The organism is Paenibacillus sp. ACRSA, from assembly GCF_022346845.1.
Classification (GTDB): domain Bacteria; phylum Bacillota; class Bacilli; order Paenibacillales; family Paenibacillaceae; genus Paenibacillus.
Genome location: NZ_JAKRNP010000014.1, coordinates 20,811 through 46,914 on the forward strand (window position 1 = coordinate 20,811; position 26,104 = coordinate 46,914).

Genomic DNA, 26,104 nt, shown 5'->3' on the forward strand with positions numbered 1-26,104 from the left:
GGATTTCTTTAACAAAAAGGGAGGAAATGGGGCGAAATGATGTCAATTTCATTAGTTATTAGACGGATATTCTGATTCTACCTAAAAATTGGGAAATAGCAGAGTAAGCCGCACCCACTCTTGTTGAACGGCTACCTAGAGCAGCCCATTCAATCTGCAAACTGCGGCGATGATATGGCAGGGTCCGCTCCTCAACAACTTGTCTTAATGCCGTTTCGATCCATGGTCGTGCTTTGGATAATCCTCCACCAATAATGATACGCTCTGGATTGAAGCTATTGACGATATTAGTAATGCCAATACCTAATTTACGACCGATGCCTTCGTACAATGCCAATACAGCTTCATGCCCTTGAGCGGCGTATTCAATCAATTCTTGGGTTGTGTGTGCAGGCAAATGTACTTGATAATCGGGATGTTCATAAGCTCTCTCCGAAGCATATAACTCCCAGCAGCCGCGGTTGCCACAAGAGCAAGGTCTTCCCTCAGATTCAATAGACATATGACCGGTTTCTCCGGCATAACCCCAAGCGCCTTTGTACAATTCGCCATCTACCATAATGCCTGAACCAATCCCGATGCCTGCGCTAATGTAGATTAGATGTCGAACGCCGATACCTGCGCCAAAATTCAGTTCACCATGAGCACCAGCATTGGCCTCATTATCAATCGTGACAGGTAGTTGAAAAGCTTCCTCTAACATGGCACGTAGGGGAACTTTCTCCCACTGTAGATTGGGTGCGTATAGCACAGTACCTTCCTCATCAACCATGCCGGGCACACCGATGCCAATACCAATTACGCCATGAGGTGAAGGCGGTGCAGTTTGGATTAAGTAATCAGCCGCGAGCTTCAACTGCTCAAATACGGACGATACATCATGCTGCTCCAATTGTACGGCATATTCGGTAATAATATGGCCTTCCAGATCCGTAAGTACACCTTTTAAATGAGTGACACTGAGTTCCAATCCAACCGCATAGCCGGCTGTACCTCGAAAGAGCAGCATCAGTGGTTTTCGTCCGCCACTAGACTCTCCTGGACCGATCTCTTGTACTAACTCGTCATTGATTAAATCAGCGACCAGATTAGAGACGGTGGCTTTGTTAAGCCCTGTAACCTCGGATAATCGCGCACGAGAGAGGGGGGCATGACGTCTAATAGTATCGAGGACGATCGATTTATTTATTTTTTTGACCAGCATCTGGTCTCCGGTAATTTTCATATCAACAAGGCACTCCTATTCTCTCTGCTAAAAGAGTTCGCAATGATATCCGATAGCAAGCTATTCGACTATTATAGCGTAAACAAACGTGCAAAAAACATTTTTATTTAACTTTGTTTAGTGGATAGACAAAGTATAATCGATGTGATAGGATAACGGTGTAAACGATTTCTTTAAAACTATTGAGGAGGCATTTTACACATGGCCTATTTTGAATCCGTTAATAAAATTGCATTCGAAGGTAAAGATTCCACGAATCCATTTTCTTTTAAACACTATAATCCAGAAGAAGTTGTTGCTGGCAAAACGATGGAAGATCACTTCCGTTTCGGCATGGCTTACTGGCATACATTAACTGCAGGCGGCAGTGATCCGTTTGGTGCGGAGACTGCTGTTCGTTCTTGGGATAGCTACTCCGGTCTGGATAAAGCGAAAGTTCGCGTTGAAGCGGCTTTTGAATTTATGGAAAAAATGAATCTGCCGTACTTCTGTTTCCACGATGTGGACATCGCTCCAGAAGGTGCAACACTGCGTGAATTCTACAGTAACATCGATACGATCGTTGATCTGCTGGAAGAGCATATGAAAGCTAGCGGCAAAAAGCTGCTCTGGAACACGGCGAACATGTTCTCCAACCCACGCTTCATGTTTGGTGCAGCTTCCACGTGTAACGCTGATGTATATGCTCATGCAGCTGCACAGATCAAGAAAGGTCTGGAAGTTGGTAAACGTCTGGGTGCAGAAAACTATGTATTCTGGGGCGGTCGTGAAGGTTACGACACATTGCTGAATACAGACATGCAACTGGAGCAAGACAACATTGCTCGTATGTTCCACATGGCTGTTGATTATGCGAAGGAAATCGGCTTCGACGCTCAATTCCTGATCGAGCCTAAACCAAAAGAGCCAACGAAGCATCAATATGACTTCGATGCAGCTACTTCCATTGCATTCTTGCAAAAGTATGATCTGGACAAACAGTTCAAGCTGAACCTGGAAGCGAACCATGCTACACTGGCAGGTCATACGTTTGATCATGAGATCCGCGTAGCACGTATCAACGGCATGCTCGGTTCCCTGGATGCAAACCAAGGTGATCTGCTGATCGGTTGGGATACGGATGAGTTCCCAGTGGACATGTACGATGCAACATTGACAATGTACGAAGTATTGAAAAACGGCGGTATCGGCCGTGGTGGCGTGAACTTTGACGCGAAAGTTCGTCGTGGTTCCTTCGAGCCTGAGGATCTGTTCCTGGCACACATCGCTGGTATGGACACGTATGCAAAAGGTCTGAAAGTAGCTGCAAAACTGATCGAAGATCGCGTATTCGATGACTTCATCGAAAAACGTTACAGCAGCTTCAGCGAAGGCATTGGTGCAGAAGTGGTTGAAGGTAAAGCGACACTTGCTTCCCTTGCTGAGTATGCACTGAACAACGAAAGCCCACGCAAAAACCAATCCGGACGTCAGGAATTGCTGAGAGCAAAACTCAACCAATACATCCTGGCTGACTAAGACAGTCATAGAGCAAGGCGGATTCATGCTCTGGTTGCTCTGCCTATGACCAGATCATAAGCGAGCATAATGCAAAGCATGAATACCTCTTCCTACTCGGTGCAGGAACATCTTGCACCCTGGACGTTGAATAAGCGTGACATTCAAACCGTCCCCGCTTTCCTCTGGGAAGGCGGGGACGGTTTTTTTTGAAACGTGAGCAGCACAGCATACGGCGATCTTACAATGAAATGTAGGAAGGGCATGCGGAACGGAGTGGACAGTAAGAACCTGGAGAAGCGAAGCGTGCGCTTTATTCCCGGATTTTACCCTTGAACAAGGGGGAATGAGAAAATCTGGGGATAACGACGGTCGGAGGGTCTTTTGGCCACGGAGTGACCTTGCATGCCTCATCTAAGATTTACATCGTTCACAACCAATGACGGTGTGATGTCATTGGAGGGTCCTAGCTGCCCAAAACGAGTACGTTGTACCGTTTGAATGAAATGTAGAAAGGGCATGCAAAACGGAGTGATCAGAAAGAACCCTAGGAAGCGAAGCGTGCGCATTTATCCTGGGATTTCTCCCTTTTCAAAAGGGAATCAAGGAAATTCAGGGATAACGGCGATCCAAGGGTCTTCTGATTACGGAGTGACCTTACATGCCCGAGTTTTTTTATTCAATCCTGCTACAAACGAAAGGAGTATACTTATGAGTTACGTAATTGGTGTCGATCTAGGAACGAGCGCAGTTAAGACTGTACTGGTTAACCGTGAAGGTAAAGTGGCATTTGAAGCATCTGAGTCATACCCGCTTTACCAGCCTAAGGCTGGATACAGCGAACAGAATCCAGAGGACTGGGTAGAGCAGACGATTGTATCGCTTCGCAAATTGTTGGAGGTATCTGGCGTACAGCCTTCCGAAATTGAAGGTTTGAGCTTCTCTGGACAGATGCATGGACTTGTATTGGTAGATGCCGCAGGCAAACCACTTCGCAATGCTATTCTATGGAATGATACACGCACAACGGCACAGTGCCGCCGCATCGAGAAGGTGCTGGATGGTAAGCTGTTAAGCATCGCCCGAAATCGTGCGCTTGAAGGATTTACATTACCTAAAATCTTGTGGGTTCAAGAAAACGAGCCAGAGGTGTTGCAACAAGCAGCTGTATTCCTATTGCCGAAGGATTATGTGCGTTATCGCCTAACCGGAGATTACGCGATGGATTATTCCGACGCAGCGGGTACGTTGCTGCTTGACGTTGCAGGCAAGCAATGGAGCCAAGAGATTGCAGAAGTGTTTGAACTGCCCATCTCACTCTGTCCAAGACTTGTGGAATCCTTCGAGGAAGTGGGGACACTGTTGCCAGAGATTGCGGATCAAACGGGTCTGGCAACAGCAACCAAAGTATTTGCAGGTGGTGCTGACAATGCCTGTGGCGCGATTGGTGCAGGTATCCTGAGTGAAGGGCAAACCATGTGCAGTATTGGCACATCTGGCGTTATTCTGTCCTACGAGGAGCGCAAGGATCTCGATTTCGAAGGGAAAGTTCACTTTTTCAACCATGGTGAGAAGGATGCCTTCTATATTATGGGAGTAACCCTGGCAGCAGGATATAGCTTATCCTGGTTTAAGGATACATTTGCAGCGGACAAATCATTTGATGTGCTCTTACAGGGCATTGATCAGGTACCAGCTGGAAGCCAAGGCTTATTGTTTACACCGTACATTGTAGGGGAGCGTACCCCACACCCTGATGCTAACATTCGTGGTAGCTTTATTGGAATGGATGCTGGGCATAAGCTGGAGCACTTTGGACGCGCAGTGATGGAAGGCATTACGTTCTCGCTTCGCGAATCCATTGATATTTTGCGTGGGTCTGGTAAGACCGTGACAGAAGTTATCTCCATCGGCGGTGGTGCTAAGAATGAAGCTTGGCTGCAAATGCAAGCAGATATCTTCAACGCAACCATCGTGAAGTTGGAGAGTGAACAAGGTCCAGCGATGGGAGCAGCGATGTTGGCAGCTTATGGATGTGGCTGGTTCCCATCATTGCAAGCATGTGCTACAGCGTTCCTTCGTCCAGCGAAATCCTATGATCCTAACCCAGAAACAGTTGCAGTATATGACGGGTTATTCGCATTGTACCAAGAGGTGTATGGACAGACGCGCAGTCTAAATGATCGTTTGGCTCAATATCGCTAATCAAAAAATGAGTGAGTGAATTCATACATTAATACTTTTCGATATCCTAAGCATCCGCGAAAGCGGGTGCTTTTTTGCCATATACACTTGCCAATCGCATAGCACATAAACGCGTAGTACACACCGCACATGTACGAAATGAGCATGCCTGACATAACCTTAATCCTCCTACGCATACAGTAGCTAAAGGGGCACGATTTGTTCCAATGAGCATTAATGGATGGTGTACAACATGAATGGTTTACCTGATATATGATTCATCCCGTTAAGGATTAGACCCAGTTCTATTGTCTAAAGAATGGGCATACATACATGGTCACGATCTGAAGGGTGGGGGTGAAGCTTTGACAGAGCATCAGGACAATAGTAGACCGCATATGACCTTATCGATGATTGTTTGTAATGAGGAGCATCGTTATTTAAGGCAGGCACTGGAGACGCATCGGCCTTGGATTGATCGGGCAGTTATCATTGATGACGGCAGTACAGATGGGACAGTTGCGATGTGTCGGGAGATACTCCAGGATATACCGCTAGTATTAGTAGAGAATTCTACACCCCAGTTTGCGGATGAAGTCAGTCTACGGAAACAGCAGTGGCAGGCAACCATCTCTACCAAACCAGAGTGGATTCTGAATTTGGATGCTGATGAGATATTAACACCTGATTTTGGAGTTATACGCGACCGACTGTTAAGTGGAGAAGAGGATGCAATCTACTTCCGCTTGTTTGATATGTGGAGCGAGACTTCATATCGAGAAGATCAGTATTGGCAGGCTCATGCGTACTATCGTCCATTTCTTATTCGGTATCGTCATGACTGGGATTATGAGTGGAAAGAAACACCTCAGCATTGCGGCCGCTTCCCGCTAACGATTCAGCATTTTTCCTACGCTTGTCATGTACCTCGGGTGAAGCATTATGGCTGGGCACGGGAAGAAGACCGAATTCGTAAGGTGGAGCGCTATCAGGCACTAGATTCGGATGCGAGATATGGGTGGAAGGAACAGTATGAGTCTATTTTGGATCCAGAGCCTAGACTTCTGCCATGGTTAGAATAAGGGAGGAGGAATAAGATTGAAGAAGGGAAAACCTAAGCAAAACATACTGATTGCGAGTCCAGTGCGTCAAACTGCACCCGTGCTCCGAGAATTCCTTGAATCCCTATGTGCACTCGAGCGAACCACGGTAAGAACAGACTATTTATTTGTGGACGATAATGAGGAAACCGCCTCTTCGGATATGCTTCGAGATTTTGTAACAGAAAATGAAGGTACCATTATTACTGTAGACGCGGTGCTGAATGAAGAGGAAGATCATCAGAAAGGTTCATACACCAAGGATGAGGGTGGACACTATTGGCAGGATGAACAAGTCTGGCGGGTAGCTGGCTTGAAGAATCAGATTTTGAAATACGTGTGTGAACACCGGTATGATGCTGTATTTCTCATCGATTCTGATCTGGTGTTACATCCTAGAACACTGGAACAGCTCGTTTCCACGGAGAAAGAGATTGTATCCAATATCTTTTGGACGCGCTGGCAACCAGGCGCAAGGGAGATGCCCCAAGTTTGGCTGCAGGATGAATATCAGTTGTACCGCCGAGGTGTAAAGGTAGCTGAGGGAACGGAAGTGGATAATCAGACGATTCAGACAGAAGTTTTTTTGCAGCAATTGCATCATCCAGGCTGTTATGAAGTTGGGGGTCTGGGGGCATGTACGCTCATACGCAGGAATGTATTGGAGGCAGGTGTTACGTTTGATCAGATTCCTAATGTTTCATTCTGGGGGGAGGATCGTCACTTCTGCATTCGGGCTCAAGCACTAGGATTTTCATTGTTTGTTGATACACATCATCCTGCCTATCACATCTATCGTTTATCTGAACTGCCAGGGGTGGCCGCTTATAATCGGAGGGTCAGACGTGCAGAAGAGACGATAACGATAACGCTATGTATGATTGTGAAAAATGAAGAGAATTCCCTCTCGCGCTGTCTGGACTCGGTTAACGGCATTGCTGATGAGATAGTTATTGTGGATACTGGCTCGACTGACCGTACCCGCCAGATTGCTGCAAGGTATACGGAGCATATTATCAATTTTGAATGGGTAGATGATTTTGCGGCTGCGCGAAATTTTGCCTTTGATCAGGCGACGAGTGAATATATTCTCTGGCTCGATGCCGACGATGTGTTTGAACCTCAAGATCGGGAGAAGCTTATTGCCCTGAAGCGCTCTCTTGATCCAGCGGTGGACAGTGTGACGATGAATTATAATCTTTCATTAACAGCAGATGGTCGGGTAGCATACAGTCTACGGCGAAATCGATTGGTTCGTCGGGATCGCCAATTCCGCTGGATTGGTGCAGTACATGAATATTTGGAAGTGAGCGGGCATTTGCTGCATAGCGATGTGGCTGTTACCCATAAGAAAGATAAAGTATATACCGATCGTAACCTGAACATTTATCGCAAGCGGGAACAGGCAGGCGAGCTCTTTTCTCCGCGTGATTTATATTATTTTGGGAATGAGCTTAATGATCACGGACAGTATGAGGACGCGGTAGCGTATTATACGAAGTTTCTGGATACCGGATTAGGGTGGGTAGAGGATCAGATTGCTGCATGTCAAAAGATGGCCGATTGCGAAGCTGCACGGAAACGTCCAGATCAAGAGATTGCTGCACTGCTAAGATCATTCGCTTATGACTTACCGAGAGCAGAAATATGCTGCCGCCTAGGGGGATATTTTGCCGATCGAGAGGATTACCGCAAAGCGGTGTTCTGGTACGAACAGGCAACTCAGGCTATACGGCCTGCTGACCCCATCGTACCGGTGAATGAAGCCGCTTGGACATGGATGCCGCACCTACAGCTATGTGTGTGTTATGACAGGCTGGGTAATCGGACGAAGGCGAAAGAGCACAATACGATTGCTCTGGCTTACCATCCAACACATCCAAGCATGCTGTATAACGAAAAGTATTTTCGAGAGATGGATGAGGGCAGTGTGTTAGAAAATGCGTAAACAAACCTTATAACGTTAGATATCAACGATGGTGATCGGGACAGCTCTCTAGAAGAGTTGAAACGGTTATCATCGTTTTTCTATTCTTTTCGTAGTTCAACCAAGGGAAGATATGTTTTACAATAGTTCTAAGAGTTTGTGTAAAAAGTCTACATTGATTATAAAGAGTGCTTAACGAGATCATCGGCATTGAAGTTGATATTAAGACGAATTGATGAAGTGAGGGAATAGGAATATGAATTTGACGGAAACATTATTAGAATCAAGGTTGGTCGCGATTGTACGTGGAATTAGCCGAGAGGCTGCTGTTACTGCAGGGCAAGGAATGACTGAGGGTGGCATACGTCTGATGGAGGTTACGCTCAATACGGCGGGTGCACATGATATTATTGCCGATTGGCGAGAACGACATGAAGGACAGGCCTATGTAGGAGCCGGAACCGTATTAAATGTACAGATGGCACGAGAAGCGGTGGCTGCAGGTGCACAATTTTTGGTCTCGCCCAATGTCGATCTATCTGTTATTGAATATGCTGTAGAACAGGGTGTAGAGATCTGGCCTGGGGCAATGACACCCACGGAGATTGTTGCTGCCTATGAAGCAGGTGCCAAGGTTGTGAAGCTGTTTCCAATGGCAAGCCTAGGCATTCCATATTTGAGGGAGATCAAGGCGCCATTGGATCATATTCCACTGCTTGCGACTGGTGGCGCGAACTTAGACAATATAGCAGAGTATTACGCTGCGGGTGCAGCAGCGGTAGGCTTGGGAAGCGCGCTTCTTCCTAAAGACGCATTGGTAAGTGGTAATTATGAGCAGATTGCGGCATGTACGCGTGCATTTGTAGACGCGGCCAGAATTAAAGAATAGTGACAAGCCATTCGTAAATTGGGTAAGTATAAGTTTGACGAAAGAATATGTGAGTGGCTAAGAATGATCTATTTCACCGATGATCCTTAATGTGTAGTTAATAATCCTATCTTATGATAAAGGTATGCCAAGAGCCGGAGAGGAGAGATGCCTGTGAAGACGAGAACGATGGTTGGGGGAATGATTGCTTTTGCAGCCTTAACTGCGGGAGGACTGTGGAAAGCAGCGGTGAACAGCCAAACGCCCAAAAAAATTCCGATCACGTTGACGCCGCCTATGCCCTTTGAAGATGTAACCTTTGATAGTGGTGGAGGGAGAGTGCATGGCTGGTTCATTCCTGCTGCTGCACATGTACCGAAGCCGTGGCCGTTAGTCATCATTGCGCATGGTTGGGGCTCTAATCGCTCCCGGGTACTCCGCTATGCACGTCCAATCTGGGAAGCAGGATACGCTTTATTTATGTATGACGTTCGCAGTCATGGAGAGAGTGATGCCGTTCGAGCGGCTTCAGCCTATTTATTCCGTGATGATCTACTCTCGGCGTTGAAATATATGTCCACAAGACCTGAGATTGATCCGGAAGCCATCGGGGTGTTGGGACATTCACTTGGAGGATTAGGTACAATTCTGGCTGTTACGGAGAATCTCCCTGTCTCTGCAGTAATTACGGACTCAATGCCATCCCAATTTGAAGTTATCGTAAGTTCGGAACTAAGACGGCGGCGTCTCCCATTATTTCCGCTGGCTCAGCTTATACCGCGAATCTGGTTCTGGCGACTCGGAGAGTCGCTGAAGTCCTATCGACAGCGTGAGCCTGTAATGTTGTTGAATGAACGGCGTAAAGGGATGCAGTTACCACTGCTTATGGTTCATTCGAAAGGAGATAATTTTATCCCTCCTAGCGAGCTGGAGTATTTTATGACCAAAGCCGATCCCCCGGTAGAGCATCTATGGGTAAACAGTGGTGGACATAGCTGCTCAGAGGAAGATCCAGCATTCTGGGAGACGGTTATTCCTTTTCTACAGAAGCATGTTCAAGTCCAAGCGCAGACCCAAGCGGCAGCGAGTGATGATTAATATTCCAGACCACTATATAGAGGTTTTTGCACACGAACTCATAAAAGTACGAAAGTGAAGCGCCAACGATGTTGGCGTTTTTTTGTAGTTAAAAGAATTTATAAGTTTTCAGCGGAGCTGAACAATTCGATTATCGCAAAATAAATCTCAGCTAAGCGCAGTATATCTTCTTTGAAAGTACGTCGATCGTTGTTTTTCTAGCGTTTGCGGATGATTTGCCAAAATTCACATTTGTAAAATTGTTGGGAAAAGGACGATTAAAAAGGAAGCTTATGGTATCATAGAATAGACTAGCAATATTCATGCGGGGTTATTTGATGTGTGTCCATGTATGAGATTGAAGGGAGAGGTACAGATTTGAGTTTTCACGTTCGATTCAAAATGATGACCGCTAAAGCAGCAACGGCTGCAATGGCAACCTTGCTTCTGGCATCGCAAGCTCCAGGGTTTACAGGCAGCGTGTCAGCAGCAACAGCGGAACAGGTAACCGAAGCTTCAACGGGGGAAGATGTATTAAGTGTCGTAAGCAGTGATGTGCCGGAAGGAGCTAAGATCTCCTCTAAGCAAGCCAGTGATAACATATTGAAACTATTTCCGTTGCTCCAAAAGGCAACCATTACATCTGCCAAATTCGATTCACCAAACTCGTATCCACCACCAGATTATAAAGCGTGGGAAATTGGTTTTGGAATTCGTGAAGGCAACCATTCCATGGGGTTCAGCGCTACCGTACATGCTGGCACAGGTGAGGTACTCAGCGTGCATTTACCTTCAGAGCTGCTGAACAAACAGCGTACTGAATCAGACCGCCAGGTGACAGAGTCCGAAGCAGAGAAGCTGGCTGAAGCATTTTTATATGAAGCTATACCAGATTTAGAGAAAGACGCATTTGTAGCTATTTCTGAATCCTATCCATACGCTGTACAACAATCGTTATTTGGCAGAACGGAATATCAGTACCAGTATCAGTTGAAGCATGAAGGTCTATTATCTGCGGCTGAGACAGCCTATGTGAACGTTGATGACCAGGGAAGAGTCACAGGTTATTCACGCAGCACCATTGAGAGCGACTACCCTTCATCGAAGCCGGAACTATCCGCTGAGCAGGCCAAAAAGAAATTTGACGAGCAATTTGATGTTGAGCTTGCTTATATTTCGCCAGATGGATTCTCATCCCGTAAAGGGCAGAAATATTATCTTGGTTATTTACCCAAAAGCTCAGGCAATGGGCTGGATGCTAACACGCTGAAACCAATTAACCCGATGACTGGTGAAGAAATGACCTCCGATTCGGAGCAACAGGACAAACCCTTAAAGGGAAGTGTGGCTGCGTTTGTTCCAAATACAGGACAGAAATTAAATGCAACCCAAGCAGAGAGCTTGGTGAAGAAGAATTTCGACATTCCCAAAGGATATCAATTAGAACATAGTCAGCTGAGCAAAGGCTATTTTGCAAGCCCTAACAGTCAGGTCTGGAGTTTGAGCTGGAGTGATCGCAATGCGAGTGCTTCCTATATGTTCATGAGAGATATCTCAGCACAGGTTGATGCAGCAACAGGGCAGATATATAGCTTTAATGTGTACCAGCGGATCATGCCAGGAACGACAGAAGCGGGAGCTACGGAGGAGACAAGCAGCAAGTCTGTAACCAAAGCAGAGGCGGAGAAGCTGGCGGTCAATACAGCTATTGCCCTTGTGCCAGATGCTGCGAATCAGTTTCGCGTGTCCACCGTCATTGAATCGGATGGAGCAAGAACGTTCCTCTTCAAACGATATATGAATGGAATTCTAGTAAAAGACGATTCTCTACAGATTCAAGTGGCGAAGGATGGTTCTATCACGGAATATTATTCGAGAATGGCTGCAACTCCAGAACTGTTACCTACAGATGCGAAGCCTGCCATCAGTTATGAGGATGCCAAGGCAACTTATCTTCAAGAGATTCAATTGATTCTGGCCTATTCCCGTTATGGTGGCTATGGCATGACAAATGGGGAAGCTACGCCTATGGGAGTCAAATTGGCATACATGCCATCACGTAGTGAGAACTCGATCTATGGTCTGTATGAAGTACTGGATGCCAACACGGGTGAGTGGAGAAATATGTATGCAGACTTGAATTCATCCTCCAAGACACAGCCTACGGATATTGCAGGGCATGTTGCGGAGACTGCTCTTAAAAGTATGATTCAGCATGGCGTATTCATTGCTGATGATCAAGGTCGTATTCTTCCAGATCGTGTAATTACGAAGGGTGACTGGTTCAACTATTTGGCCAGAGCCCTCAATCCGAGTCTGGATATGTATTACAACGGAGACAGTGATGACAAGCCGTTCGCTGACATTACGTCCGATAGTCCATACTATCCAGCGATTCGAACGTTGCTTGATCAACGTTGGTTAGGTGGATCTGATCCAGAGAAGAACTTGAACCCTCAAGAAGAAATGACACGTGAAGAGTTGGCTGTGTTACTTGTTCAGATATTGCGATATGAGAAATTGGCTGGATTCTACACATTACCTTCTGATCTGCCTAACATCGCAGATGCAGGAGCTGTGACGAACAAAGGCGCAGTTTCGCTCAGCCTGAAGCTAGGCCTGCTACCTTCCATTGAAGGTCGTTTCATGCCGGCTCGTAAGGTAACCGTTGCAGAAGCTGCACAGGTATTAGAACGACTTGCGAAGCTCCAAGGCAAGACAGACACGTTTATGAGCGGTAACCGCCTGTATTAAACGAGCGTATGATGTCATAAATCCGTGTTAAGTTCATAGGATAAGAATAACGGAATGATGTTATTTTACTGAAGATAAGAGGGGCCTTCTGAGGAAGGTCTCTTTTGATTCTTTTCGACAAAACTAGAAGCCTGATGTCAGTTGCATTTGTGATACAATGAGGCATGAGAACTTTGCGAAGAGAGGTGGTATCCTTTCATGGGCAAGAATGGGAAACGAATCATCACCATTTTGCTAGCTAGCTGCTTAATTGCTGTGGCTTTACCGCGTACGGTTGATCTGGATCAATTATATGCTGCATCCGGAACGACGGATATATCTACGACTGCGGAATTGCGCAAGACGTTGTTAACAGCGATGTCTCAGCGCACAGAGGAACTTGTTTTTACATACAAGGGTAATGTGAAAGGCCTCAAAAAACAGTTGCAGAGCTCTATTGATGAAGCGATGAAGAGCGACCCTTATATTCAATATACGGTGAAGAGTTACGCATTTAATTATAAAGGCTCCAACGTCTCGGCAGAGGTACATATTACATTGTCCTATCGGGAAACGAAGGCACAGACAGACTATGTAAACCGAAAAGTCGCGAGCGTCCTGAAGGAGATCATCGTTCCAGGCATGTCCAACCATGAGAAGGTTAAAGTGATCCATGACTGGATCGTGCTTAACCTCGCCTATGATACCTCGCTAAAGAAATATACAGCATACGATGGATTGGTAACGGGCAGCACCGTGTGTCAGGGATATTCTTTGCTGGCTTATCGCATGTTAGAGCAAGTGGGCATTGAGAATCGGATCGTTGAAGGTACAGCTGGTGATCAGCTGCATGCTTGGAATCTGGTTAAACTGGATGGGAAATGGTATCACATGGACACCACGTGGGATGATCCTACACCTGACCGCAAAGGAAAGGTGAGTTATAATTATTACCTGCTGAGTGATGCTGAGATGGCGCGTGACCACTTCTGGACGAATAATGGTAAATATCCTGCAGCTTCAACGTTGTACCGTGAAGTGCTGCATGGCCTAATTACCGAGGGAGGTAGTAAAACAGATGCTTATCAGAAAATCTACCATACCCTGGATTATTCCTTGTATAACGAGAGTGATGCAATTCGGGAACATGCTGCCTTGAAGGAGAAAGTACAAACGGTAATGAAGGACGGCGGGACATCGCTAACATTCAGATATAAGGGAACAGAGCAAGGTTTAGTTCAGGATCTACAGGATTTATATCAGCTAGGGATGAAGTCGATATCTTATTACGTTTCGAACATGGCAGACACCACTGATTTGCGTGTGAAAATTACATGGACTTTGTAATTGCTGACTATAATTTCCTACCGATATGAATTAGAACGAATTCACTATTTCGAAAGAGGACGCTTCATGCAGAAGCGTTCTTTTTTATGTCCGAAGGAGAAACAGTTGGTTCAAACAATCGGAGATCGCAGAGCGCAAATCTCTACCTCGATATAAAGAAACAGCCTTCCCTCCGCACGGAAGAAAAGCTGTCTGTAATTTAATCTGTTGAAGAGGTGAAATCACATTCTTGCAAAGGCACCACTTTAGTTTTCTTAATCCATTTGTACCCGAGCCACAGAATTAGGAACAACGGTACACTTAAGTAAGCAACTAGTGCGCCGCTCCAATCAATCTGATCGCCTGTAAATGCCTGATAGTTCTGGCCGATTATGACGATAATGCACAATACAAAAGCAAAAATCGGGCCAAATGGGAACCAGCGTGCACGGTAAGGTAGATCATTCAGATCTCTGCCTTGAGCAACGTAAGCCTTACGGAAGCGATAATGACTGATGGCAATACCGAGCCAGGTGATGAAACCACACATACCGGATGCATTAAGCAACCACGTGTACACGATCCCATCTCCAAACAGGGAGGCAAGGAAAGCCAGCATTCCGACTGCAGTCGTGATGAGCAGGGCGTTCATAGGAATACCTTTTCTGTTCAATCGTGCCAAGAAACGTGGTGCTTTGCCATCCCGAGCAAGAGCGTAGAGTACACGGCTGGAGGCATACATACCTGAGTTACCTGCTGACAGTACAGAAGTCAAAATTACGGCATTCATAACAGAAGCGGCAATCGCTAGTCCAGCCTTCTCAAACACAAGGGTAAACGGACTGACACCGATATTATTCAAATCACCTTTGAGCAGATTCGGGTGTGTATATGGAATAATTAGACTGATCACCGTAATCGCCAAAATGTAAAAAATAAGGATGCGCCAGAATACTTGCCGAATCGCACGAGGTACATTTTCACGTGGGTTTTCACTTTCTCCGGCAGCGACACCAATTAGCTCCGTCCCTTGGAAGGAGAATCCTGCTGCCATAAATACACCAAGCACAGTGAAGAATCCACCATGGAAGGGTGCGTCGCCTATGGTAAAGTTGCTAAACCCAACAGCTTCTCCGCCCATAATACCAAAGATCATAAGTACACCCACCGTAAGGAAGATAATGACGGTAGCTACCTTGATGATGGCGAACCAGTATTCCGATTCTCCGTATCCCTTAACTGACAGAATATTTAAGGAGAAGATCAGTACGAGAAATAACAAACTCCACAGCATAGAATTGCTATCTGGGAACCAGTATTTAATAAGCACAGTAGCTGCAGCAAGTTCTGCGGCAATAGTAACAGCCCAGTTGTACCAGAAATTCCAGCCCATAGCGAACCCAAGTGCAGGGTCAACGTAACGGGCGGCATACGTATTAAATGAACCGGAGTCAGGCATGAATGTGGCCAGCTCTCCGAGACTTGTCATGAGGAAATATACCATGATTCCTACGGCTGCATAAGCAATGAGTGCGCCGCCCGGGCCAGCGGTAGAGATGGCAGTACCACTTGCAAGGAAAAGTCCGGTACCGATCGATCCACCAAGAGCGATCATGGTCATGTGCCGGGCACGAAGCCCTTTTTTTAGTGATGATCCAGTTGATGTAGTATTGTTGCGGTCTTGCATGGAAACACTCCTTCATTCAAATACTGAGTTGTTCATATAGGTAATGGATACATAACAATAACAAAGACCGCAGGCATTCGCCTGCGGTCTCTTTATCTAGTCCGCACCACATTGTCCCCGATGTTTAAGATAGCTCAACACAGTAGAAATCATACTTGCTTGAAGCGTTGTATGTTCCAACTGTGACAGTTCTGCACCTTTCGGCAACAGCCCCAGCGACACTGGACTAAATAAGGAAGCGTCCAGTGAGCTTCGGCGGGTGCACCTTTCTGCTGAGATCTTAAGCGGCTCCTTAGCGCCTCCTTCAGCATACTGATCGCACCCGCGACCTCTACCTCATCATCAATGGATGAGGTGTATCTATATGTCTATGAAATTTTTATGGGTTCCAAACATGACAAGCTTTGTTTGGTTTCCTGAACAGAGACTCAGTATAACGCTCAATGTTTCCTAGTGCAATAACAAATATTGGATACGACGTTTTTAGCCTATTCCGTTTTTTTGTTCCGGCCAGCCATTTGCTGCCATACCGTACCGGCTGCCTGTTCACCTGATTCAATGCGTTCCAAGGCCATCTTCGCTTGCAGGCTTACTTCGAATTCGGGATCTTCAGCAGCTAGGCGTAGAGCTTCTTCTGCTTCTTCCGTCCCAACTTCATAGAGGAAACGGGCTGCACGCCAGCGTACAAGCTTGCTGTTATCAGTTAACGTGGCTGTCATAGCCGCAGTTGCAGCCGGATCTCCGATATCAGATAGTGTATCTCCTGCGGTACGACGTACAGCAGGTGAGCTATCTTGTAGTGCTTCATATAACAGCTCCATGGCTTCTGGTGTGCGAATGTCACCGAGATATACAACAGCTAATCTCCGTATTTGCATTTTCTCATCCTTAAGCGCATGAGCTACCAGTGGCAATCGCTCTGGTGTTGGCTCCATACCGTCGAACGCTGCGTAGCGTACATTCCAGTCTGTGCTGTTCAGAGCTTCTTCAAGCTCAGCACCTTCGAGCTGGCGGCGACGTTCCACAAATTCCTCGGCATTGGTACCGTGCGCAATGGCTTGCTGGATCACCTGATTCAATCGTTCACCAGGATACGCAGCTTCGAGCTCCTGCTCTACTTCGCGAGCGATATCTGGAAGTTCACCGTAACGAACACCGTAGTCTTTTAGCTTCCGTTCTTTGATCAGCGTAGCACTGGCGACTTCAGTAACGGCTTTGACAAACCGATCTGAGAGTCCGACACGTTCCTCTTTTGCACCTGCTTTTACCCGAATCTGCATAGGCACACCTCGGAAGAATTGTACGAATACTTGTGCTTCACCAAAATGTTCGCCGGAATGATCTTCACCGTCAATCCAATCCAAATCTAGACCCTGTTGTCCTAGGCGGCTCTGAACTTCACCAAGGATAACGGACCAGTCTGCATTCCCTTTACGATCCAAAGCTACGAAGTCGGTGGTGTGAAACACACTTTTTACACCAGGGATGTGAAGCATTTGGCGAATAAAGGCTGGGGCAGAGCGCTCATTGTCTAGCGTATATGTTTTGCGGATTCCGTCTTCCAGACGTTCATCCAGATGCAACATCATCGTATTAGGACTGGGTGTTGGTTCAATGGAAACAATATTCATCGATTCATAACCTCCTATATTACCAGATCTTCTCTTAGATTCCCGTGAAGTAAAGCACACGGGTACTTCTCTATTTTACATGAATGTGTCTAAACTGCGAAATCAACGCTAATGCACCAAATGTATATTGTAAAGAAGTGCGAAGATTGTTAACACTTCTTTCATGTTCACGCACAAACATTTTTAAATGAAAAAGCTCACAATAGAAGTAATGAAATTACTGGAGGTAACATTATGGAGCCCATTACTGTTCTTTCGGATGGAAGCCGTAGCATTGCATATGACGAGATGATTCCAAGGTTGCGACAATGGATCGTCGAAGAGACATGCGAACGAGAACACGAAGGAATAATGAAAGAGCAGAGCGGATGGGAGAAGTCCCGTTATTGTATCGTGGATTATAAGGAGGCTTCCTGTGCAATATCCGCAGCTAATGCGATTCGGGCGTTTATGCCTCAGATTCCATTGCTTGTCATTACTGATTTCCATTCACTTATTCGCAAACGACATTTGCAGCAAATTTCGGGTTCAGGGGAAATTAAGCTTAGCTTGTGGCACCCCGGACAATTAGATCAGTGGTTATCCGAGATTCAGCGCTGGCTTCAAACTTCTCCGCAGGACAATAAAAACGCCATTCCTTCCACCATGTCCATTCGATCATGACCGGGGAAGTAATGGCTATGTATTTAAGTGATGATTCAAGCAAATATAGTAAAGCTAGATGACATATTTATAGCCTGTTCCCCAAACCGTTTTGATAAAACGGGGATTTTTGGGGTCGGGTTCAATCTTTTTACGCAAGCTGGATATGTGTACATCAATGGTACGATCCAGATACGCCCGTTCTGAGCCTTTGATGCGATCCATAAGCTCATTACGTGTAAATACTTTGCCGGGATTACCGTATAATTCTTTCATAATTTCAAACTCAATATGCGTAACCTCGATTTCTTGTCCATCCACAAAAAGGGTTCGTCTGTATTCATTCACGCTCACATGTCCGGCCACATCGGTCGGTTTTTCCTCTTGGAGCGGTTTGTCGGAATAGGTAATGGCTGATCTACGCAATAGAGCCTTAATTCGAGCATCGAGCTCTTTCAGGCTGAAGGGTTTACATAGGAAATCATCCGCACCATTATGTAATGCTCGAAGTCGATCATTTAACATTGTGCTTGCAGAGATCATAAGAATAGGCACTGTTGATTGCTGGCGAAACGCATCTACAAGATCATTGCCATCCGTTTCAGGCAACATAAGATCAGTCACCACAATGTCTGGTTGAAACTGAGGGAACAGCAGTAGAGCATCCTTTGCATGATGAACCCGTTCAGTTATGTACCCCTCCTCCTCAAGAAAGAAAGCGATCATGTCCGCGAGATTTTTCTCATCCTCTATAAGAAGTACTTTGATCATTGAGGTCACACTCCTGGGTGAATTGAATTTGTTAAGAAATTACGAAGTTCGCACTGAAATATTGTTAGAAATACTGCAAAAATTTTAATGATTTTATTCCAAAATATAGGGTGAATGAATCTATTTTATAACGTGCTAAACAATGAATTTGGGGAACGAGTCCTAATTGTTAAAGCAGCTTAAGGTATTGTGAGATGAATTCATGTATGTATAGAAACGGTTGCTGTAGCCAAACTTCACTATTCTATCATGAGTGTAATACGCTTGGCGACCATTCAATAATTGCCAAAGAGATAACATGACCTAACTACAGTATAATAGATCAGGAGCGATTTAGGGGGGAAAGTGTCGTTATTTACCCTTATTTATGGGAGGAACTAAGTTTGCCATTTATAATACATAAGAGAAATAGCAAAGGGAAATGTGCTGATGGCTAATATCAAGGCAAGACAGATGTTGGAATGGGTCATATTGAAACTACGTGTTCCTTGGATTGGAACAGCAATCCTTATTCTGCTGGGTACGATAAGCAGTTTGTTTCCAGTGACATTATTTTGTGGTGTAAATTTGGTGCTGGTAAGTGCAGCAGTGTTAGTTGCTTTGCGGTTACATGGTGCTATCTATGGATTTGTGGCCATGACCATCATTCTTATCCTCAAACTTTTGTTAACAGAATTTGAGCCTGAAACGATGGTTATCGCCATGCTACGTTATATTGAACTCATATGGATGTTAGCGTGGCAGATTCGTTGGAAGAATGGAAGTATCATTAAAGCCAACGCTGTATTTTGGGTAGTGATGTTGTTACCAATCACAACGTATGGTTACTTCATTCAGGGTATGAGTCTAGAAGATGTGAAGTATACGTATATGCATATTGCTGTCATTAGCATGGTGAATGCATTAATTGCGGGCATCGTGGTGGATTTTTGGATTACAACAGGTGAGGATAAGGCGAAGAGAACCGGCACGATTCCACTATCTCGCATTGCGTTCAAATATGTGGTGGCATTTGTAGTAATCGTGTCTCTAGCTTTATTATCGGCCGATAGCCGTAGGCAACTCGATCAGATTAATGATGCCATTCGTGCGAATATGGAGCATGCCGCTACGGCAGTTATTCAGGATCTGAACAGTGGATATGTAACGGCGGATAATATGGCTCAAAATATGGAGCGGTACCATCATCTATTGGGTGTGAATGTTATTCTGCTTCGTGCAGGCGACGGAAAGGTGGTAGCTTCGGGGTTAGGTAATCTGAAGACGGGGGATGTACTGGATTTGGAGCAGTATCGACTGATCCAGACGGGAGACAATGATCTTCTAGTCCATTCTGGTGAATCACATCAGCGGAATATACTCAGTTTCTGGAAACAGATTTCGTTCATCTATGAAGCAGATCCAATACCAGGTCTTCCTTATCGGGTCATCATCGAAACAAGCGCTGAAAATTATTATAATCGCATTGAAACGGTCTACCTGACCACGCTTCAAAGCCTGTTTATTATTATCGTCACTTCCATGTTGGTAGCTGCCCCGCTCAGTCGCAAGGTGGTAAGTCCTATGCAACGGCTTACTCGTGTGACAGGCTCTCTACCAAGGCTATTATTCCGTAATAATGGCAAGATGGAGTGGCCGACAAGTCACGTTACAGAAGTGCAGATCCTAATTGGTAATTTGCGTAAGATGGCTGATGTGCTTATTGAACAATTCGAACAGATTCGCCAAGACAAATTAACGCTCGAGGATCGAGTCAGGGAAAGAACCAAAGAGCTGAAGAATAGTGAAGAGATTAAACGCGCCATTATTGATTCTTCCATTGATGCCATTATCGCTGTGGACTCGAATGGACTTATTATAGAATTCAACCCTGAAGCTGAGAGAATGTTCGGTTTAACGCGGGAAGAGGTCATTCTGCAAACGGATGCCCCGTCTCTATTCCAAGGCGCAAGCTGTGTTGAGATCAAAAAAATGCTTGAGCAATACGAATATAAGCAGGGCAAGCGATATACCATCGTGGATGAAATTTCTGGTATTCGCCGGAACGGCGCGTTATTTCCGATTGAGTACAAGATTGTGGAGATTCGTCTAGGCAACAATGAGTCGTTATACAACCTCTTTATTAAGGATATTACTGAACGAACGAGAGCCGAAGAAGAACGGGTACGGCATGCACTTGCTCTAGAGCAGTTAAATGCTGAGTTATATCATGAGAAGAATGCAATTCAGGAGCAGCGGGACATTAGTGAGCATTTTATCGAATCTGTCCGTGAAGGGCTGGTCATGTCTGACCGTTCAGGCACGATTACCATCGTGAACAGACGGATAGAAGAGATGTTTAGCTTAGGGAACTTCCTGGGCAAGTCGATTGAAAATTTTGCTCAAGCAATTGACCAGATCGTCTTAACCGATGATTTTAATCTGACAGAGCAAACTCATGCCTTTCTGAACGGAGAACGTTCCTTTGTGGAGACCGAGTTCTGGTTTAATGATGTGAGAAAAAGTGTGTTTTCTCTATATATTAAGCAAGTGGATGTGCCGGGCAAAAACCATGGATTTCTGCTGGTGTTCCGGGATCGAACACAGGAAGAACATCTGAATCGAATGAAGAATGAACTGATTAGTGTCGTATCCCATGAGTTGCGTACACCGGTAGCCACCATTATGGGGTATGTGGAGTTAATGATGATGTATGATCTGCCGGCATCCCAGCGTCAAGAGTTTATGGAGACGATCTCGGCGGAGGGAGCAAGGCTAAGCAGCTTATTAGATGATGTCCTAGATATCCAGCGTCTGGATAACGAAGGCTTAACCTATCACAAAACGTATGTGCCACTACTGGAATTGGTGGAGGGTGTCGCCGAGCAATGGAACATGAAGTCAGTTCAGCGTATTGAGGTTCATGCGTTTAATGGTGATTTCTTTGCTTATGCGGATCAGAATCGAATGGTACAGGTATTGCACAATCTGATAGGCAATGCAGTCAAATACTCTCCAGGCACCGATCGCATTGATATAACACTGTGGGAAGAAGAGGAATGGTTGTGTATTGATGTACGTGATTACGGCATTGGTATCGCAGAGAACGTGAAGGATCTGCTCTTTACGAAGTTTTACCGTGTAGATAACTCCGATCATCGTCAGATTGGTGGAACCGGCATTGGACTATACATCTCCCGTAAAATTGTAGAGGATCATGAAGGTACAATTGGCTTCATCTCTGCACCAGGCAAGGGAAGTACGTTTAAGATTAGGTTGCCTAAACAGAATGAACTCTTGTAATAAGTGATCTTAGGAATTCAGTTACCATACGAAAAAGCCATTATTTAATTTTATTGTCCATAATAAAGTCTTTATCTTCGCAGTGCACTCAGGCGTACTGCGAAGGTAAAGGCTTTTTTGGTATTTTACATTTTTCGGGATAAAAAAAGATGAACTTTTGCAAACTGTCTATAGAGCCAATTTTTGCAATTCGTGAATAAGGAGGATGGCTGGGATATGTTTCGTAAACAGGAGAAAACGCTCATCATCGTCTGTCTGGTAGCAGCCGTTGTGGTTTTATATGCCGTTGTGAAAAGTATCATTCGCATCATGAGCTATTGAGAAGGGCTTCCCTCATGTCTGTAGCCGAAGCTTGGTAATACATACTGACTATGCTGAAGAGGAGTGTCACCCATGTCTTCAATGGACCCAGTTCTATTAAGTCGTATTTTGACTGGTCTTACTCTGTTTGTTCACATCATTTTTGCATCAATCGGTGTTGGCGTTCCGCTAATGATTGCTCTGGCAGAATGGCGCGGATTGCGTACAAATGATATTCATTACACATTGCTAGCACGGAGATGGGCGCGTGGTTTCGTCATCACCGTGGCCGTTGGTGTAGTAACTGGTACATCTATCGGGTTGCAGCTCAGCTTGCTCTGGCCGATGTTCATGCGTGTTGCAGGTCAAGCGATTGCGCTGCCACTTTTTATGGAGACATTTGCTTTCTTCATCGAGGCGATCTTTCTGGGGATCTATCTGTATACGTGGGATCGGTTCAAAAAGAAATATACCCATATGCTGTTGCTCATTCCAGTTGCCCTAGGATCATCGGCATCGGCCATATTTATCACAACCGTTAACTCATTTATGAATCAGCCTCAGGGATTTACACTTGTGAACGGCATTATGAAGGATATTCACCCCATTGCAGCGATGCTTAATCCGGCTACGCCGACCAAAGTATCTCATGTACTGGCTTCCTCCTATACGCTGAGTGCAGGTGTGCTTGCCGGAATAGCGGCATTCAGTTTGCTTCGGGGACGAGATCATGTGTATTACAAAAAGGCGCTTAAACTAACGACAGTGTGCGCGCTCGTATTTGCGGTAAGCACCGTCATGATTGGAGACTCTTCTGGGAAGTTCTTAGCCAAGTACCAGCCAGAGAAGCTAGCGGCGGCTGAATGGCATTTCAAGACGATGACCAAGGCACCGTTAGTCTACGGGGGAATTTTGGATGAGAACAACGAGGTGAAGTATGCACTGGAGATTCCGTATGCACTTAGTATTTTGGCAGGGAACCGTCCGGATACGGAAGTGAAAGGGCTTGAAGAATACCCAGCAGACCTCAGACCGCCGTTGTCCATTCACTATATGTTTGATCTCAAAGTAACCACAGGGGTAATCATCTTATTGATCCCAGTGCTCTATGTGTTTCGTCGTTGGTTACCAGGGCGTAAGCCGTATCCGAAGTGGCTATTGTTAGGCATTGTTCTGCTGGGGCCACTCGCGATGATTGCGATAGAGCTCGGTTGGATGTTTGCTGAGGTGGGCAGACAGCCGTGGATTTTACGTGGATATATGAAAGTATCCGAAGCAGCAACCACATCTTCATCTGTCGGTTGGATGCTGGTGCTGTTCATTGTACTGTATCTGATACTCTGTTTCTCTTGTATTCGGGTGCTTAGCAAGCTATTCCGTAACAAGGAAGCAGAGAAAGAACTGGACTCACTGGGGCTTGAAGGAGGGATCGTGCATTGAGCTTTGAAATTGCAGGCATTGCGATCTTGTGGACGTTCCTATTTGGGTATCTAATCGTAGCCTCCATTGATTTTGGAGCAGGCTTTTTCAGCTTTTATAGTCTGCTAACCGGTCACGAGAATAAGATTCACAACATTATTCAACGATATCTATCTCCGGTGTGGGAAGTTACGAACGTATTTCTTATCTTTTTTGTCGTCGGTCTGGTGGGCTTTTATCCCGATAGTGCCTTCTATTATGGTACGGCACTCTTAGTACCCGGGTCACTTGCGATTGTATTGCTGGCGATCCGAGGTGTGTATTACGCCTATAATACGTACGGTAATCACGGCAAGAACAGTCGGATTTACATGGCTTTATACGGTGCGACGGGGTTACTGATTCCGGCGGTGTTTTCCACCATTTTGGCTATATCCGAAGGAGGCATTATCGAGCAGGTCGGTGAGCAGGTATTTTTTCGCTGGAGAGAGTTTCTGACGAACCCCTACACGTGGTCTGTTGTATTGCTGGCAATCGTGAGTGTGCTGTACATCTCGGCGATGTTCTTGTCCTATTATGCCAAGCGGGCAGGGGATGAAATTGCTTTTGAGGTGTTGAGAGAGTACGCGCTGTTATGGAGCTTACCCACGATATTTGCGAGTTTTCTTGCATTTTTGCAAATTAACAAACAAAATCCGCTTCACTTTGAACGGATGCTCGATATCTCCTGGATGTTTATCGCTTCGTTTATTTGTTTTGTCATTGCTTTATCGTTTGTATGGAAGCGAAAGTATTTGGGCTGGTGTTTTATTGCCGTAATGTTGCAATTTGCCTTTGCATGGTATGGATATGGTCGTTCCCATTTGCCGTACATCCTGTACCCGTACATTAATATTTATGATAGCTTTACGAATCGAACGATGGGAATTGCACTGATTACAGCGTTCAGTCTAGGGCTGCTGGTGCTCATTCCATCGCTGGTACTGATCATGAAACTGTTTCTATTTGATGCGAACTACGTCCGTGGATATTCGGGCAAGAAGAAGGGATGAGATTCATGTATCTGGAAGGTGTATCCGGCATTCCGGGGATTACAGGCTTGAGTTTTTTTGAGACATTTACGATTATGTATGCTCCACCACTGATTATCGTAGCCGCAATTGCCTTTTTATTTGTCTACTTGGCGATGTGCAAAAACCCGAAGGACTAACAGGCTGTTTTTTTCAAATAGGTTGATCCTGGGTTAAAATAGTAGGAAGGGAGGAGGACCCTTTCATGCCGAAAATTCGTTATAACAATATTGATAATGTAAGCACGGATAAGACATTGAAGGAATTCAAGCAGTGGAGGGAAGAACGGCGCAACAAGGTAAAGGATTATTCGTACACTGTACCTAAGCACCCACCGGAGCTGGATTACTTACATGCCAACCGGGAGGAGACAACACTTACCTGGATTGGTCACTCCACTTTTTTTATTCAATACTACGGTTTAAATATCGTGACGGATCCGGTATGGGCAGAGAAAATGGGATTTCAACGTAGACTTGGTGCCCCTGGTATTCCGATTCAGGATATTCCACCGCTCGATATTATTTTGATCTCCCACTCCCATTATGATCATCTGCATCTGGCCTCCTTACGGAAGCTGATTACAGCCAAAACGCTGTTAATCGTACCAGATGGGCTGAAGCGGAAGATGATTCGTAAAGGTTTTCACCGTTGCCACGAGATGAAATGGTGGGAACATATGACAGTGGGCGGCGTCAAAATAAGCTTTGTACCTGCCCAACACTGGACACGACGTACATTGTTTGACACGAACAGCTCTCACTGGGGTGGTTATGTGTTGGAGGTGGTTCATCCCACAACTTCTGAAGCTGCTGAGGAAATGGCTGCTACGAACATGCGAAACGATTCAGCAGATGCAACAGGCAACACGTCTCATGCCCAACAATCCGAAGCTTCTGCATCGCAGGAGTTAACGGCACAGCAAAGTGTAGAGAAGCCACCCGTCGTTTATTTTGTTGGGGATACCGGCTATTTCCCAGGGTTCAAAACGATCGGTGAACGTTTCGATATTGGTGTTACGCTGATGCCGATTGGTGCGTACGATCCAGAATGGTTTATGACCTCTCAGCATGTGACACCAGAAGAAGCATTGCAGGGATTTGTGGAGTGTGGCTCCCAACTTATGGTGCCTATGCACTACGGAACATTCAGACTGGCTGACGATACACCTAGGGAGGCGCTTGACCGTCTGGAAGCGGAACGTGAGAAATTAGGGATAAGTGCGGAGCGGATTCGTGTGCTTGGTCACGGAGAGACATTACGTATCAGGCATGAAACACATAAACAAGACTAACAATAGCAAGCCAAATATGCTAATGTAAGGGTATATCCGCATGAATAATTCATTACCAAATCTTGAAGAGG

The 26,104-nt window shown here is 45.6% G+C and carries 18 protein-coding genes and 1 riboswitch; of the genes, 14 read left to right on the forward strand and 4 right to left on the reverse strand.

Annotated elements, in window-relative coordinates; translation table 11 throughout:
- Positions 1-58 precede the first annotated feature (58 nt).
- Positions 59-1,225: an ROK family transcriptional regulator gene (locus MH215_RS25135; protein WP_239293785.1), complete on the reverse strand. Its 1,167-nt coding sequence runs from the start codon at positions 1,223-1,225 to the stop codon at positions 59-61.
- A 201-nt stretch (positions 1,226-1,426) separates the two neighbouring features.
- Here MH215_RS25135 and xylA point away from each other — a divergent pair, with 201 nt between their 5' ends.
- From xylA to MH215_RS25175, 8 genes are all read left to right on the forward strand, one after another.
- Positions 1,427-2,743, forward strand: coding sequence for a xylose isomerase (xylA, locus tag MH215_RS25140; RefSeq protein WP_056693316.1), 1,317 nt, complete (start codon positions 1,427-1,429; stop codon positions 2,741-2,743).
- A 690-nt stretch (positions 2,744-3,433) separates the two neighbouring features.
- Positions 3,434-4,927, forward strand: coding sequence for a xylulokinase (gene xylB / locus MH215_RS25145; RefSeq protein ID WP_239293786.1), 1,494 nt, complete (start codon positions 3,434-3,436; stop codon positions 4,925-4,927).
- A 287-nt stretch (positions 4,928-5,214) separates the two neighbouring features.
- Complete coding sequence (locus MH215_RS25150) at positions 5,215-5,988, forward strand: glycosyltransferase family 2 protein (protein ID WP_239293787.1); 774 nt, start codon at positions 5,215-5,217, stop codon at positions 5,986-5,988.
- A gap of 16 nt (positions 5,989-6,004) precedes the next feature.
- On the forward strand, positions 6,005-7,954 hold the full coding sequence (locus MH215_RS25155) for a glycosyltransferase (RefSeq protein WP_239293788.1): 1,950 nt from the start codon (positions 6,005-6,007) through the stop codon (positions 7,952-7,954).
- Positions 7,955-8,189: 235 nt separating this feature from the next.
- A complete protein-coding gene (locus MH215_RS25160) occupies positions 8,190-8,822 on the forward strand; it encodes a bifunctional 4-hydroxy-2-oxoglutarate aldolase/2-dehydro-3-deoxy-phosphogluconate aldolase (RefSeq protein WP_239293789.1) in 633 nt (210 codons plus the stop codon).
- Between the two features lie 153 nt (positions 8,823-8,975).
- Positions 8,976-9,899 (forward strand): alpha/beta hydrolase, encoded by a 924-nt coding sequence (locus tag MH215_RS25165; protein ID WP_239293790.1) that lies wholly within the window; start codon positions 8,976-8,978, stop codon positions 9,897-9,899.
- A 357-nt stretch (positions 9,900-10,256) separates the two neighbouring features.
- Positions 10,257-12,632, forward strand: a complete 2,376-nt coding sequence (locus tag MH215_RS25170; protein WP_239293791.1) for an S-layer homology domain-containing protein — start codon at positions 10,257-10,259, stop codon at positions 12,630-12,632.
- 198 nt (positions 12,633-12,830) lie between these two features.
- Positions 12,831-13,958 carry a transglutaminase domain-containing protein gene (locus tag MH215_RS25175; protein ID WP_239293792.1) on the forward strand — a complete coding sequence of 376 codons (1,128 nt, stop codon included), beginning with the start codon at positions 12,831-12,833 and terminating at the stop codon, positions 13,956-13,958.
- Between the two features lie 199 nt (positions 13,959-14,157).
- Here MH215_RS25175 and MH215_RS25180 read toward each other — a convergent pair whose 3' ends face one another.
- Together MH215_RS25180 and MH215_RS25185 are read right to left on the reverse strand one after the other, a co-directional pair.
- Positions 14,158-15,624 (reverse strand): amino acid permease, encoded by a 1,467-nt coding sequence (locus tag MH215_RS25180; RefSeq protein WP_239293793.1) that lies wholly within the window; start codon positions 15,622-15,624, stop codon positions 14,158-14,160.
- Between the two features lie 122 nt (positions 15,625-15,746).
- Positions 15,747-15,966, reverse strand: a riboswitch (Lysine riboswitch).
- A gap of 146 nt (positions 15,967-16,112) precedes the next feature.
- On the reverse strand, positions 16,113-17,255 hold the full coding sequence (locus tag MH215_RS25185; RefSeq protein WP_239293794.1) for a virulence factor: 1,143 nt from the start codon (positions 17,253-17,255) through the stop codon (positions 16,113-16,115).
- A 234-nt stretch (positions 17,256-17,489) separates the two neighbouring features.
- Between MH215_RS25185 and MH215_RS25190 the strand changes: the two genes are divergently transcribed.
- Complete coding sequence (locus MH215_RS25190; protein WP_239293795.1) at positions 17,490-17,918, forward strand: hypothetical protein; 429 nt, start codon at positions 17,490-17,492, stop codon at positions 17,916-17,918.
- Positions 17,919-17,972: 54 nt separating this feature from the next.
- Here the strand turns inward: MH215_RS25190 and MH215_RS25195 are convergent, their stop codons facing one another.
- Positions 17,973-18,668: a response regulator transcription factor gene (locus tag MH215_RS25195; RefSeq protein WP_056693344.1), complete on the reverse strand. Its 696-nt coding sequence runs from the start codon at positions 18,666-18,668 to the stop codon at positions 17,973-17,975.
- A 429-nt stretch (positions 18,669-19,097) separates the two neighbouring features.
- Between MH215_RS25195 and MH215_RS25200 the strand changes: the two genes are divergently transcribed.
- The 5 genes from MH215_RS25200 (at position 19,098) to MH215_RS25220 (ending at position 26,033) form a co-directional block, all read left to right on the forward strand.
- Entirely contained in the window at positions 19,098-21,950 is a 2,853-nt protein-coding gene (locus MH215_RS25200) for an ATP-binding protein (protein ID WP_239293796.1), read from the forward strand.
- A 393-nt stretch (positions 21,951-22,343) separates the two neighbouring features.
- Positions 22,344-23,690, forward strand: coding sequence for a cytochrome ubiquinol oxidase subunit I (locus MH215_RS25205; protein WP_056693351.1), 1,347 nt, complete (start codon positions 22,344-22,346; stop codon positions 23,688-23,690).
- Complete coding sequence (locus MH215_RS25210; RefSeq protein ID WP_239293797.1) at positions 23,687-24,721, forward strand: cytochrome d ubiquinol oxidase subunit II; 1,035 nt, start codon at positions 23,687-23,689, stop codon at positions 24,719-24,721. Before MH215_RS25205 ends, MH215_RS25210 begins: the two co-directional genes overlap by 4 nt.
- Before the next feature lie 5 nt (positions 24,722-24,726).
- Positions 24,727-24,879 (forward strand): cytochrome bd oxidase small subunit CydS family protein, encoded by a 153-nt coding sequence (cydS, locus tag MH215_RS25215; RefSeq protein ID WP_156395355.1) that lies wholly within the window; start codon positions 24,727-24,729, stop codon positions 24,877-24,879.
- Positions 24,880-24,944: 65 nt separating this feature from the next.
- The gene (locus MH215_RS25220; RefSeq protein WP_239293798.1) at positions 24,945-26,033 is read left to right on the forward strand and encodes an MBL fold metallo-hydrolase; all 1,089 of its coding nucleotides are present in this window, start codon (positions 24,945-24,947) and stop codon (positions 26,031-26,033) included.
- Positions 26,034-26,104: the final 71 nt, after the last annotated feature.